Origin of the sequence: Bacteroides sp. HMSC067B03, assembly GCF_001811315.1 — a bacterium.
Classification (GTDB): Bacteria; Bacteroidota; Bacteroidia; order Bacteroidales; family Bacteroidaceae; genus Bacteroides; species Bacteroides faecis.
In genome coordinates this window covers 30479-44865 of record NZ_KV804479.1, presented here as the reverse complement: position 1 = coordinate 44865, position 14387 = coordinate 30479, and the positions used below count along the sequence as shown (strand labels likewise).

The window sequence follows — 14387 nt, the reverse complement described above, 5'->3', positions numbered from 1 at the left end:
GGTATATTAAATTATAAAGTATAAGACAGTTCGTATTTCTTGCCATTGATAGTCACTTCTACAGCAGCACCGTTTGTATGGAATGTACCTGCATCTTCGCTGGAATTATCGGTAAACTGAGCATCCATAGTCAGTTTGTCAAGTGTAGAAACAGCTTCGAATGGATAGATTACAGTAATAAAGCGGGCTGCTCCATTCTGTGGTTTCCGTATCGTGTATTGATACCCTTTGCGTGACGCATTCTTCTCTCCTAATTTATTGGAAACGTCAGAACTGACATTTGATTTGTCGAAATCTTGGTTAGTCTCAGCAAAAGTGCGAACCAGCATATTATTGTTTGCAAATGTGGTATGTGCGCCATATTGGTAAGAAGCGGACAAATCATCATATACAGTTTCATTGGCTTCGCTTGAACAAAGATGGAAATTCAGGTTGATTTTGTCTTTGTTGCCATCTCCGTATCCTTCATCTACCAGTACGAAGAATTCTTTATCTACAAAGAATACGGCACGACGGTGAGTGAGACCGGCTTTGATCTGATTCTGAGTGACCAGAATTTGTGTGTTCCCTTTAGTTTCATGCTTAAGGAATTCACCTTTCATATATCCATCGGCAATTGTTGCACTTAGAGCTGTCATTGTATTGTGGTTCTTAGTTGCGAGGAATGTTTTGCGGTCTTCATTACTTGCACTTGTTCCTCCGTAAGAATATACACCGGCATCCGGGAAGAAATTACGTCCGTTGCGATAGATACCGAATGTTCCGTTATCGGGTTGGCAATGCCATTTGTTATCCGGATTGTTATTATTCTTCAGAATCATCATGGTTGAGCTTTTTCCCCATCCGCTGCGCAACATATAATAGCCGGAAGCGTCGTATATCTGTACCAGGCCGGCAGGTGTTGTTCCTTGCTTGCCTTCTGTTGACATCCATTTCATTTCTGCATCATCCGGGAACATTTCAGAGTACTGTCTCAGGTTTCTCAATAATACATTTTTAGTATAGGAAGCAGAACGTGTATCGTTGAAGTTATCAATTGTATAATCCGGATAGATGATATCCATAACAAAGCGGGCTGCTTTTCTCAACTGTTCTATGTAAGTAGAAGGAAATAAGCTTAGCTTGTTATTAAGTTGAGCGATTTTATATATATTATAGAAGCCGGCAACTACTCCGATATGGTAACTTGGGTCCAGCTCATTTTGAACTCCATCCTCCAGAAATTGTGCGGTAATCTGTTCTGTGATCTTTTGCGAACCTTCACTCAACCATGCTTCCGCATTTTTGAACTCGGGCATTAAAATACCAGCTGTGGTAATGGCTTGTACCTGAGTTACATAGATATTGCTGCCATCAGTATAATAATTGTTGCGAATACATTCTACTTCACCGGCAAAGGCAACGAGGAATGTTGAAAGCCATTGAGGAGTAAAATTGGTGGATTGAATAAAATGAGGCATGATATCGATTTGGTCAAGCACCCTTTCTGCAGGTTGCAGACCATACCACTGAACTGCATCTTTGCTTACCGTTCCTTCCGGGCAAGGGAAAGTATTCAGCCAGTCGCTATAAACCTCTATCCATGATTGGATATACTTCTCATTTTGGTTCACACGGTAAGCCTTAGCCTGTGGAAGCATCCATTGGTGGCGGTGAGTCTGAGATTTAAATTCCTGGTCTGTAATTTCAGTAGGCACATAGGTCCAGTCTATTTTCTTGTCTTTATCAAATGAATAATAGACTTCTTTGCCATTTTCTTCTTTTTCCTTGAAATTACGTACATAGAATCTATGTTCCAGTGCCTGATCGGCTATATTCTGATCAAAAGCAGTGATAGTAGGGTTAATCAGATTAATATTCGGATTACTGATATCCGCTCTGTTTCTATAGTATTTTAATAACTCATGAGCAGCGTAATAATACTCATTAGCTTCATAATACTCTTTCACTTTCTCCAGTCCCGGATAATCCAGGTTGATTACATCGAATAACTTTTCATTAATTACGTCATTCGGCTGGGGATTCGGAAGCAAATTAATATTAGAGTCTCCATTTGCCAATAGTTCATCATCGTCATCTGTGCATCCGGTAAATGCGAATAGGGCACAAATGCAAATAAAGAAGATGTTCTTCATACTTTATTAGGTTTTATAATTATTAAAAGTGTTATTTTACTGTTGCAAATGTAACCTCATTAAATATGATTCTTAATTTATGTTGTCCACACTTTGTTCAAAAATGATTTTTTTGATATTAATTTTGTTGAGTCATATACTATTTTTGTGTAAAAAGCCGGTTTCTTCTCTGAATTCTAGTTTTTTAGATATCAGAATGTAATATCTCTACATGCTCTTATAAGCTACCTTTTGTACAATTTAAGCTGCTCAAATGGATGATTTTAAGGTTCATTCGAGCAGCTCTTTTACATGCTGATTTCAATGAGTCATCTTGCCTTCTTACCGAAATAGTTTTGAGACATATGTGATATAGGTGAGATGCTAAAATCCGGAGATGCACCTTTAGGATAAATGATGATTTCTTCCCCTTTTTTCAAGTCGATCTGATAAGTACCATTATCGGATGATTTGATGGAGAAGTCTCTTTTTCCGGTAAAAACAGGATCAGAAATGTCAGTCATTACTACGCAAGGCTCGCCGGCGAGGCTTTTTATATGTATAAACTCAGTCTTTCCCTGTTTCCTGCTGGCAGAAACTTTGAATGCTCCTTCTGTGCGCAAACCGGAATAGGCGACATCTTTCCAGGCATCCGGAACAGCCGGGAAAATCCGGATCTTTCCTCCCCAGCTCTGTATCAGCATGTCATGGATGCACTGAGCGCCTGATAATGGAGTTTCGATCACAGGACCTGCTTCTTTATACATAGTGGTAGGGCTGAGGAATTTCCCGAATAACTTGTTCAAGTAAGAAAGTGCGTCATTTCCCTTGCCGATGGCAGATGAGATGGAAGAGGCGCCGGTACAGGAGTAACCTTGGAGCGCTTTGGGCTTACTTTGCCAAAAGGCTAATGATTTCTCGATCGTATCAACAGCACCGGGTTGTTCTGTGTTGAGCAAATATAAAGGATAAATAGCAAGTAAATGGGAGTAATGCCTGTGGGAAAAAGCATAAGGCATATCTTTTCCTATCAACAACCCATTCTCGTCCATAGGGTACGAAACCAGATTATCGAGTACATTTTGCCAGGTTTCAATCAATGGTTCCTGAAGGTTCAGACGTTTTGCCGATTCCAGTAAGGTCTGGCATCCCCAACGGAGTAGGGCAAGGTCGAAATTACAGTCTTCTACAATGTCATATTCAGGTGAGTAAGTGGCAGGAAGATGCAGTTTGCCATCTTCTCCTTTTTCCAGAAAGTGCAGGTAATAGTTGATGGCACCTTTTAAAAGTGGGAATAACTGGTCGCGTAATACATTATCATCCATCTTGTGACGATAAATGAGCCAGAGATTATGGCATGCCCATGGCAATAAGCCTACTTGTGCTTTTCCTTTGCCGGGAATACCTATCTCCGTTGACATACATTCCAGATTGGAAGCAACACCTATCCCTAATGAGTTGGAACGGTAAGCAGCAGGAACATTTAAGCGTAACTCGTCTGTGTGGTTGTAAAGTGCGTTTTCGAGTGAAGCAGCCAGATCCAGATGATCAGACGCATTCAATGCCCAATAAGTCAGTTGTACGTTGAGGTTCCACCAGGCATTTGGCCAGGGAGTTTCTGTCAGCCAAGGTCCTGTATTATCTATTAAGGCACGGTCACCACGAGTGGCAGAGGCCAGTTTATACATCTGTATCCAATAAAAATTTTCTTTCTGGATTTCGGGTAATGTGATGAAACTAGCCGGATAGTAGGCATTCCACCATTGGCGATGGGTACTTTGCAGTTTTTTGAATCCCTGTCGTTTGGCTTTCTTTATTTCTTTCATACATGTTTCTCCGGCATTTGTTTGCGGATATGTATGTGTAAGGTTTACCCATAGAATGCGTTCTCCTTTTTCTGCTTTATTTTCCTGCCATCCTACTACTGTTTCGCCGCCGGCAAGTAACTTTTGGGTAGATAAGTGAATGCCATTTTCTTGACTGATCTCAGCGACGGGGTTGAGCGGATAGTCTTGCGGAATTTTGTCCATTTTACCTTGATTCTTGAAAAAAAGGTAGCGGGGGCTGTTACCTTCAGCGGCTATCCATTCCCATTGAAAGTCTTTCTCTTCTCCTTCTGTCGTTGCTTTTATAACTATAATCATATCGTTGGCATGGACAAATGCTTTTAGATGAATACTCCCTTTCGTAGTAATGATATCTGTTGTAGCCTCTGCATTCCAAAGATCAAGGCGCATTTTACCACTGATGATTTTTCCTTTGGGATGCAATGCAAAGTGACCGGTAAGCAATCGGGGGATTCCGAATACATCTCTTTTCTCCCTGTGGTCGTGTACATCACAATTGCTCGTTTCGAGTCGTATGTAGTTTTTCTCCGGCTCTTTATAGATCATTAGTCCGAGCCTGCCGTTTCCCAGATAGGCTGATTCGTGCCAATATTCGGGTAGCACTTCCCATATCATGTCTTGGTTACTCATGAATTGAGGCCAGTCAATCTTCTGCTGTATGGTTATTGAACGTGCATCGACCATGAGCGTGCAGAAGAAAGATAAAACGGCATAGAAAAAAAAACGTTTTTTGGAGTTCATAGTATAAACTTTTACTTTCATTTGGTTTATTTTTTAGGGTTCTAATATCTCTATACAAAAATAGAGAGTAATGCAGCCAATGCTTGTTTGTAACGTTCATACTTTATTCAAAAACAACTTGGCTACTATTAGTTTTATTGAATTATATATCAAATTTGTATAACAATATACTTTCTTCAATGAGAACTACCGTATCTTTCATCCAAATGATGCGGAAGAATTAGCTGTTTGCTTCATATGCATTAACTGAAAGCTTGGGCCTATTGCTCATTTCTTCTGAGAGAATTATTCTGTCGCACTTGTGCAACCGATGTAATACTGTTCAGCAACCGCTTGGTTGTTCTTGTCCTTCTTGGCAGTTGCAGCACAGTAATTCACTAATAATAAATCGTGTTTAGAAATGTGGTGTAAAGGCATGATACAGACTGTATTATAAGAAAAGTGCAATTTTTCCTCCGAAAAAGGCAAAAACATCCGCTTGTTTTCTGTAAACTTCTCTTAAAAATAACCTCTGACTGAACTTAAATAGCTGATCCATAACTCTGTGACATTTTTGTTTTTCCCCATATAATACTTTAATATAACACAAAAATGTCACAGGTTGTCAATGGTAACTTTATAGTCTATGCCGAACTATCCTTTAGACTTTTTAATATACTCGGTAGGCAAACATCCAAAATACTTCTTGAAGCTGGTCGCAAAGTATGACGGCGTATTGAATCCTACCATGGTGCTGACTTCCGCTACGGTATATCGTCCGTCTTTCAGTAGCTTGGCTGCTTCATTAAAACGTATTTTACGGATGAAATCGATGGTTGATTCTCCGGTAATTGCTTTTAATTTCAGATGCAGGTTGGAACGGCTCATGTTCATTTCTCTGGCGAACTCGTCGGTAGAGAATTCGATGTTATCCATGTTCTTTTCCACAATTGCCATAGCGCGTTTCAACAAGGCTTCATCCATTGCGTTGAACGTGATCTTTTCCGGTTCTACCTCCAGCGACTTAGCATATTTCTCGAGCATTCGTCTGCGTGTACGCATCATGTTCTGTATTTTGGTCGTCAGAATGGCAAGCGAGAAAGGTTTGGGGATATAGTCGTCCGCACCCATTTGCAAACCTTCCATCTGATCTTTGATATCGGTCTTTGCAGAGAGAATGATGACCGGAATATGACAAGTCCGGATATTCTGTTTTACATTTTTGCATAACTTGATACCGTTCATAACCGGCATCATCACGTCGGTGACAATCACATCCACCTCGTTATCTTTCAGTTTTTCCAGTGCTTCTTCACCATTTCCGGCTTCCAGCGTATTGAATAAATCAGCCAGTCCGTTACTGAGATAGCGGCGGATCTCATTATTGTCTTCTACGATCAGAATTGTCCCGCGTTTCTTATCACCGGATTCCACCGATTCGTTTTCCACTTTCTCCGTGTCGATGAAATACATAGCTTTGGAGTTGGTAGAGTATACTTGTTCCTCTTCATTCAGTTCGTCGTTCGAAGCCAGTTCGGAAGGTTTGTAAACAGATAAATCCTGGGGCAGATAGACAGAGAATGTACTGCCCTTGTTTTCCTCACTGTCCAGTTCGATACGTCCATGATGAAGTTCTATCAGACGTTGTACTAACGAAAGTCCGATACCACTTCCTACATGCTCACTTTCTATCTGATAGAAACGTTCGAATATCTTCCCCTGTTTGTTGATGGGGATACCTATACCGGTATCACTGACTTGCAATAATAACCAGCCATTTTCCTCTTTCAGCGTTACAGTGATGCTTTGTCCGCTTTCCGTGTATTTGAAAGCATTGGAAAGAAGATTGTTCACGATCAGTTCCAGATAGTTGGCATCAAAAAGAACTTCTTTGTCTTCCAGTTCCGAATGTAGAGTATAAGTGATTTTTTTGTGGCGTGCCAGTTTGTCGTAGAACAGGAAGTTGTCCTGTATCAGTTGATGGGCATTTCCCTTTTTCGCTTTTAGTTCGAATACTCCGAGTTCGGCCCGGCGGTAATCCATCAATTGGTTGACCAGATGAAGCAGCCGGTTTGCATTTCGCTGGATATATTCCAGTTGGTTGCGCGTCCACCGGTCACTGATTTTATTAATGATCTCTTGCAGCGGGGTCAGAATTAATGTCAAAGGTGTACGGAGTTCATGTGAGATATTGATGAAGAAACGCATCTTCATCTGATTGATTTCTTCCTGATGTTCTTTGTCTCTGCGTTCTATTTCGAGTTGGGCTTCCATGCTTTTACGCATCCAGAAGAAGCGGAATACGAAAGTGATGAAACCGACGAAGGTTGCGAAGAAGATGAGTAATGCCCACCAGGTTTTATACCAGACCGGCAGAACGATAATTTCCAATGCTGTAGGAATAGGATTCCATTTGCCATCACTGTTGGCGGCTTTTACGAGGAACTGGTATGTTCCTTGTGGCAGATTGGAGTAGGAGACAGTACGGCTGTCCGTCAGATAATACCATTCTTTGTCATACCCTTCCAGTTTATAGGCGAACGTATTATGCTGTCCCGAGATATAGTTGGAGACTACAAATTCAATGGAGAATGCCGTTTGCCAGGATTTCAGTGTGATACTTTCCGTTTCACTGATATTCTTGGTCAAAATACCTGTTTCATCATCCGGACGGACTACTTTGTTGAATAGTTGCAGTTTGGTGATAACTACCGGAGGGGTGTAAGGATTGTCAAGCAATAACTCCGGACGGAAAGTTGTGATTCCGTTGATACCGCCAAAATACATCTGTCCTGCGGAAGTACGACAATACGAAGATGTGTTGAACTGATTGCTTTGCAACCCGTCCGACTCCGTAAAGTTGCGGAATTTCTCCGTTTCCGGATTAAAGCAGGAAATGCCCCGGTTGGTACTTAACCAAAGTCTTCCGAAAGAGTCTTCCAAAATGCCGTATACTACGTTATTAGGCAGGCCGTTGGTTGTATTATACCGTTTGATCTGCTTATCTTTTTCATTCAAACAATAAAATCCTTCACGTGTACCTATCCAGATAACCCCGTTGGAAGCTTCGTAAATACAGTTTGTGAAGAGCTTTGTGACATTGGAAGCCGGAAGTATAGCGGCTTTTTGTATCTCCAGACCTTCTTGCTGATAAACCGATATACCTTCTTCTCCACCAATCCACAAACGTTTATGGGAGTCCCGGAATAGAGTCGTGATTTGTTTGAGAACGACCGGAGTGCCATCTTTCTCTTTTTCAATCGTAGTAAAACTCCGCTTTTCCGGATTAAAATGAACCAGTGCACTAAGAGTTCCCAGCCAAAGATTCCCTTCTCCGTCGGGAAGTATGGCATAGACGTTCTCATTCACCAGCTGACTGTTCCGCTGATTGAAGCTTTCTACCTGACCGCCATTACGGTGAAGAATGCTTAGTCCGCCGGCATGGGTACCTATATATACTAAAGATTTCTTTTCGTCTACATATACCGCCTTGATATTATTGGAGCCGATACCTCTCGTATTTTCATCTTCCTGCAACGTATAAGATGTAAATCGTTGCGTAGCCGGATTATAAAGATTCAATCCTCCGTCATTCGTGCCTATCCACAGATTCTTGTCTTTATCTTCGACAATACAACTTACTACATTGTCGCTTAATGAGTTTTTATAAGGAATGTTACGGATATTCTTAAATCGGTTTCGGATAGGGTGGTAATAGTTCAGTCCGCCGAAATAAGTACCCAGCCACATACCACCTTGCGAATCCATAAAGATACTGCGGACCGAGCGCTGGGACAGGCTGCCGTTTTCTACGGGATTACTGCTGTAGGATGCAAAAGAATCAGTGCCCTCATGATAAATATTCAAATCATTGAAAGTACCGATCCACAAACGGTTCTGTGAATCCAGTGCCAGTGAGCGGATATAATTAGAACTGATACTCTTCGGATTGGAGGGGGAATGAAGGTAATTCTTTATTTCCTTCGTTTTCGGATTAATGAGGAATAGTCCGGCTCCTTCGGTTGCCACCCAGATGCGGGTAGGGGATTGCTGGAGGATAGCCTGAATCTGTTTGGTTCCTAAAACAGGGATCACTTTCTCAAAACTCTTCTGGGTAATGGAATAATTGTACAGTCCGTCGGTCGGAGTGCCAATATAGATTTGATCGTCTTGTCTGTAAAGAGTAGAGGCTATGGTCTTGTGCATCGCAGTGCTGAAAGAGTCATCTATAAATTTCGACCCTTTGATATCAAACATGATCAGCCCTTCCGGAGTGCTGATCAGCAACTGCTCCGGTGAAATCTCTTCGATGCCGTTGACTTGCAGGTGTTTTCCTTTCTTCTCGTAGAAAAAGTTCTGGAAGATGTCTTTTTCTTCATCATAACGGGACAATCCATCCCGCGTACCAATCCACACCCGTCCCTGACTGTCGGTTTTTACAATACGGGAGATGTCATTGGCGATGCTGTTCGGATCATCTTCATTGTGTTGATAAACCGTAAATGCGTATCCATCATATTTATTAATACCGTCATAAGTGGCAAACCACATATTTCCCCTTTTGTCCTGATCAATAGAGAACACAGTACTTTGTGACAGTCCCTCATTGATGGAAATATAGGAAAATGTGATTTGTTCCGGAGTTTCGGGAAAGGCGGAATGCATTCCTATGCACAGGAAAAACAAGTAGATTACTATCTTCTTAAGCTTGCTCATTATTAGTTCACGAGATTAATAATGGCACCAAAGATAGTAATTTCCTTTAAATACCTCATGTCTGTGGATAGAAAACTACATGATCTTTTTTCCGTCTGTTGTCAGATGTCTTTTTTCATTGTCAATCGATTTTCATTGTCAAGACGCTGATACGATATTTCGTTCATGATGCTTCGTATAAGGAAAATTCCTAATCCCCCGATCGGACGTTCTTCAAGAGAAAGGGTGATGTCCGTGTCTTCCACTTGTGTCGGGTCAAAGGAAGCTCCTTTGTCTGTCAGCAGGAAAACGAGTTGTTTGGGAGTAGACGTCACTTTTAGTAGAATGATATGCTCCTCCTGGGAAGGGTAGGCATACATAATAATATTGGCAACAGCTTCTTCCAATGCCAGATTGATGTTCATGATTGCTTCCATAGGTAAAGACAGTTCCTCACCTAGCTCTTCAATGAAGTTTGCTAAAGTGGCAATCTCATTTAGATTGTTGGAGATTCTTATTTCTTTTTCCATAATCATTGTGCTTTATTGTTTGTCTTTTTAAGGCTTATAATGTATTAGTAAAATTGTTAAATCATCACTGGCTTCGGCTTCCTTGACGTGTCCGGCTACGGAACTGACTACGGCGTCGACCGTGCTGCGCACATCCGATGAAGTGTTTTGAGACAGAACTTCCAGCAGCTTTTCTTCTCCGTATAGCTGCTTGTCTATATCTTCGGCTTCTGTTACTCCATCTGTGTAAAGGAATAGTTTGCTTCCTTCTTTCAGCGTTATTTCTTCATCGGAGTAGACCACGTCTTCCATTACTCCTGCGAAAAGATACGTCTTGAATTCCAGAAGAGAGACCTCTCCGTCCGGATAAATAATGAAAGGGGGATTGTGTCCTGCGTTGCTCAGTTTAAGTATTCCGGTCTGCAAGTCGAGTATCCCGACAATCAGTGTAACGAACATATTCGATTCGTTATTGTCGGAGATCGAGTTATTCATTTCGGTGACAATTCTGGCCGGTGAAACAGCCTGCTGAGACAAGGTACGGAACAGGCTACGGGTAATCGCCATAAACAATGAAGCCGGAATTCCTTTGCCCGACACATCTCCAATCACGAAATAGAGGCGGTTGTCGTTTATGTAGAAATCATATAAGTCGCCGCCTACTTCTTTGGCAGGATGCAGGATTGCATGTAAATCCACATCATTACGGTCGGGGTAGGGAGGGAATATTTTGGGAATCATTCCCATCTGTATCTCCCGGGCAATGGACAATTCGCTTTCAATCCGTTCTTTGCTTGCGGTGGTTGCCTGTAACTCAGTTACATAAGCAGACAAGGAATGTTGCATATAGGAGAGCGAGTCGTGCAGATCCTTTATCTCGTCGTTCGAATGTACATTCGGAAGCTTGACATCAAACCTTCCGAGAGCGATTTGGCGTGCCGATTCGGAGAACTTCTCCAATGGGCGGGCAAGCCGGCGGATGATGCTGTATACCATCAGGAACAGTGCCAGCATACCTGCAAGGAAGGTATAGATAATCTCTCTGGAAATAGAGTCCAGGTCATGAAGAATAATTTTGCTCGGGCAGACCGTACATACCGACCATCCTATATGTTGGATAGGGGTGTAGAAGGCATATGAATCTTTTCCTTTATAATTGAAATGCTTCGTTCCGGTATGCCCTGCCAGCATTTCATGTCCTATCTGCTCCTGTGCCTGATTGTTGCCGTCAAAGGCTTCGGAGAATATTGTTTCATTCATGATTTTACTTCGGTCCGCATGAGTCAGAAAACTTCCGTTGCGGCTGAGCAGATAGGTATAACTTGATTCGTAGGGTTTCAGGTGACTGATTGTATCGGTAAACTGCGATAAGGATATGTTGGCGGTAAAGATGGCAAAAACTTCTCCGTCACTGTTGTATAGCGGTTTGGCATACGTACTCATGATTATATTTCCCCCTCCCTCATCGTAATACGGTTCGCTCCAGTATTCTTGTTTCAGTAACTGGGGAATCAGGTACCAGTCCATGCAGGGATAATCATAATTCTGGCTGCCTAATACATGATAGTCAATCTCTCCATCCTTCCCGTTGCGGAACGCGGCGTAAGGCATGAAATATTTTCCTTTGTCTTTGTAATAATCCGGTCGGAAGGCAATGCCGCTCCCAACGATGAACGGGTTGTTCTTCACCACTTCCGTAATGATATGGCGCAGTGAATCGGGATGATTCAGTCCTCCTTCCAGCATCCAGAGCGATTGGTTGACGGTTGTTTTTACAGAACTCAACTGGCTGGAGATTTCCGTGACCATGTTATTCAACAATCCGTGGGTTCGTTCGATAGCATAATTGGTGACCTTCTCCTGGCTGTAGTTATATGCCAGCACCATGATGGTGGTGAAGATAATCAACGTGAATGAAAGCACGTAGATGCTCAGACGTGTGGCGAAGGAACGTGAAAAAGTATGTTTCATGGAATGATCTGGTTATTTTACGAAATTCTCATAACGGATATGGGCTGTTTTCTTCTGTGCAGGCAGCAAAATGCTTGTTGCCCGGTCAAAACCTTCATGGCTTAGCCGGAAGGTTCGTTTGCCGCTCTCTCTGTTTGTTTGCAATCGCAATACCTCATCCAGCATCTTACGCTGGTGATATCGATTGGTTCCTATGTTGTGTAGATGCACCTCTTCCATAATGATGTCGAGGGTCTCTTCCCGGTGTTCATTGGCCCATTCCCAGCCACGCATACTGGCTTTTGCCAATTTTCGTGCGGCTTCCGGATACTTCTCGTAAAATTCCTCGGTAACGTAAAGGCCATCTTCGGGCAGGTTGTATCCGTAATCGGCAAAATGCATGACGTGGGTAGAATCTGTTTTCATACCGCATTCCGCCAATTGGAGGAATTCGTTGTAACTTCCTACCAGACAGATATCCGCGGCCTTTGAGAGAAAGATATTCACTCCGCCGTTAAAGCGTATCCATTCCACCTGAAGCTGGTATTTATTGGCAACTTGTCCGAGTAATTCCTGACTGAGATGATTCCATACGGCTATTTTCTGATGTTGCAGGGCAGTAAGACCTTTCAATGGTGAATGGCTGACCAGCATCAGACTGTTTTCCTGTGAGGTCTGCAGGATGTTGACTACGCGTGCGCCTGCAAAGAACTCAGTCAGCGCATACGACAAGTTCATGACAACTGCCTGAGCTTTACCCTTCTTCAGAAAAGAAAAGGAACTTTCGGAGAGAGAAGGATGCTGTATGCGCACGTCGAGCCCTTCTTCTTTATAAAATCCCATCTTCTCGGCTACATAGTAACCGGCGAATTGTGCCTGTGCGGTCCACTTGGGAGTGAGGACGATAGACTGCGCATTCGTTGTGCCTGCTGAAAAGAAAGCGGTTAACAGCAGAATACAGGATATAATACCTGATTTCTTCATAAGACAGGGCGTTTTAGCGAATGGTAAACAGGGAAGAACAACCGGTCATGTCGAATATCTTCAGGATTTCAGGTCTCATTGCTTCTATGACAAGCACTCCCTGATGTTGCCGGACGCATTTCTGAAGGGTAATCAGACTGCGCAAACCGGAACTGCTGATATAGAGCAAACCTTCGACATTGATTATGATATTCGGAGTCGGCATGCTTAGCAGCGGACTGATGACTACATTGAAATCGTTACTGTTTGCTGTATCCAGGCGTCCTTCAATAGTTAGTATGGTCACTTCTTCTATTTTGCAAATATTGGTTTTGAGCGAAGCTTCCGGTTTGAAGTCCATATCGATCTTTTTGATAAGGGTCAGTTCATTTTGAGATTCCGTAGAGTGATATTCCACTTTGTCCATCGTCCGCCGGATTAGAAAGAGTCCTAATCCCTGTGTCAGCTGTTGGTCGAGCGATATAATGTTGTCAGCATCGGTGTTTCTTTCAGTGGGATCGAATGAAATACCATTGTCTATGATTCGGGCGGTGAGTATTCCGGGGGCAACAGAAGTTAGGAGTGTGATCTCACCTTCTTTGTTTGTCGGGTAACCGTGATGGATAATATTGGAGATGGCTTCTTCGATAGCGAGGTTAACACTCATTGTAATACTCGGCGGAAGTTGTAATGACATCCCTAATTCGTCGATGAATTGGGCAATTCTTGTGATTTCATCAGGTTGATTGTTGATGATAATTTCTTTTTCCATATTCTTTAAGTAGCGTGTCATATTTAAATTGGTATTGTTTGAATTGAATACTCGGACAAAGGTATTTGTTCCGATTAGAAGGAGGAAATTTGTACCTTCCAAAAGATTCCCATTTTAGTTGATTTTCTTAAAATGGGACGTTTTTTAAAGAAAGGAACTCCTCTTTCTTTTCTGAAAAAGTATACTTTTGCCCCTTTAAAAAAAAGGATGGTAAATGTCATAGTATTATGCATTGAATTATTGCTGGATGTTGTGGGTCTGGTATTGGGAATTATTGTTTTTTTCCGTTCTTCTGATAACAGACTCCAGAAAGCCTGGGGAATGCTTGCCATTACCCTGTCTCTTCTTTTGTTATGCGATAATCTCGAATGGATATGGCTTTTCAGCCAGGGGGGATCGAATGCGTTACCCCGCTTAACAGAAGTACCGATGAATCATCTTTCGTTGTGGCATATTGTCCGGGTGATTGTCTTACCAATCCTCAATATGCATTGCAGGACTTGTTGAATGACTTGAATACGAATGAGAACAGGCTCGATAAAGCTCTTCATTACGATGGCTTTTCCGGCTTTAGAGACTTTATCAATTTCCATCGTTTGCAGTATTTTAAAGAACAGGCCAGACTGCAGAAAGACCTTTCTGTGAAGGAACTGATGTTCATGAGCGGCTTTACTTCCCGTTCCAGTTTCTACCGCTATTTTGCGAATGTTGAAAAGATGTCCCCCGGTGAGTATATGGATATGCTGCATGCAGAAAATAAATAAGCCCGGCACAGTGTACCGGGCTTTATAATGATAATGTTCGGTTCTGATACCGA

At 42.2% G+C, this 14387-nt stretch carries 8 protein-coding genes; 1 reads left to right on the top strand and 7 read right to left on the bottom strand.

Going from position 1 to position 14387, the window contains the following annotated elements; genetic code table 11:
* Window positions 1–11: 11 nt before the first annotated feature.
* From hepC to HMPREF2794_RS24710, 7 genes are all read right to left on the bottom strand, one after another.
* On the bottom strand, window positions 12–2135 hold the full coding sequence (gene hepC / locus HMPREF2794_RS24745; RefSeq protein WP_010537306.1) for a heparin-sulfate lyase HepC: 2124 nt from the start codon (window positions 2133–2135) through the stop codon (window positions 12–14).
* Window positions 2136–2443: 308 nt separating this feature from the next.
* Window positions 2444–4702 (bottom strand): glycosyl hydrolase family 95 catalytic domain-containing protein, encoded by a 2259-nt coding sequence (locus HMPREF2794_RS24740; protein ID WP_070752990.1) that lies wholly within the window; start codon window positions 4700–4702, stop codon window positions 2444–2446.
* 633 nt (window positions 4703–5335) lie between these two features.
* A complete protein-coding gene (locus HMPREF2794_RS24730; protein WP_022301716.1) occupies window positions 5336–9397 on the bottom strand; it encodes a hybrid sensor histidine kinase/response regulator transcription factor in 4062 nt (1353 codons plus the stop codon).
* A 101-nt stretch (window positions 9398–9498) separates the two neighbouring features.
* Window positions 9499–9906, bottom strand: coding sequence for an ATP-binding protein (locus tag HMPREF2794_RS24725; RefSeq protein ID WP_022301715.1), 408 nt, complete (start codon window positions 9904–9906; stop codon window positions 9499–9501).
* A gap of 27 nt (window positions 9907–9933) precedes the next feature.
* Window positions 9934–11856: a SpoIIE family protein phosphatase gene (locus tag HMPREF2794_RS24720; protein ID WP_070752969.1), complete on the bottom strand. Its 1923-nt coding sequence runs from the start codon at window positions 11854–11856 to the stop codon at window positions 9934–9936.
* Between the two features lie 12 nt (window positions 11857–11868).
* Window positions 11869–12819 carry an ABC transporter substrate-binding protein gene (locus HMPREF2794_RS24715; RefSeq protein WP_022301713.1) on the bottom strand — a complete coding sequence of 317 codons (951 nt, stop codon included), beginning with the start codon at window positions 12817–12819 and terminating at the stop codon, window positions 11869–11871.
* A 13-nt stretch (window positions 12820–12832) separates the two neighbouring features.
* Window positions 12833–13570 (bottom strand): anti-sigma factor antagonist, encoded by a 738-nt coding sequence (locus tag HMPREF2794_RS24710; RefSeq protein ID WP_010537313.1) that lies wholly within the window; start codon window positions 13568–13570, stop codon window positions 12833–12835.
* A gap of 374 nt (window positions 13571–13944) precedes the next feature.
* Between HMPREF2794_RS24710 and HMPREF2794_RS29725 the strand changes: the two genes are divergently transcribed.
* Window positions 13945–14334: a helix-turn-helix domain-containing protein gene (locus HMPREF2794_RS29725; RefSeq protein ID WP_022301711.1), complete on the top strand. Its 390-nt coding sequence runs from the start codon at window positions 13945–13947 to the stop codon at window positions 14332–14334.
* The last annotated feature ends 53 nt before the right edge of the window (window positions 14335–14387 follow it).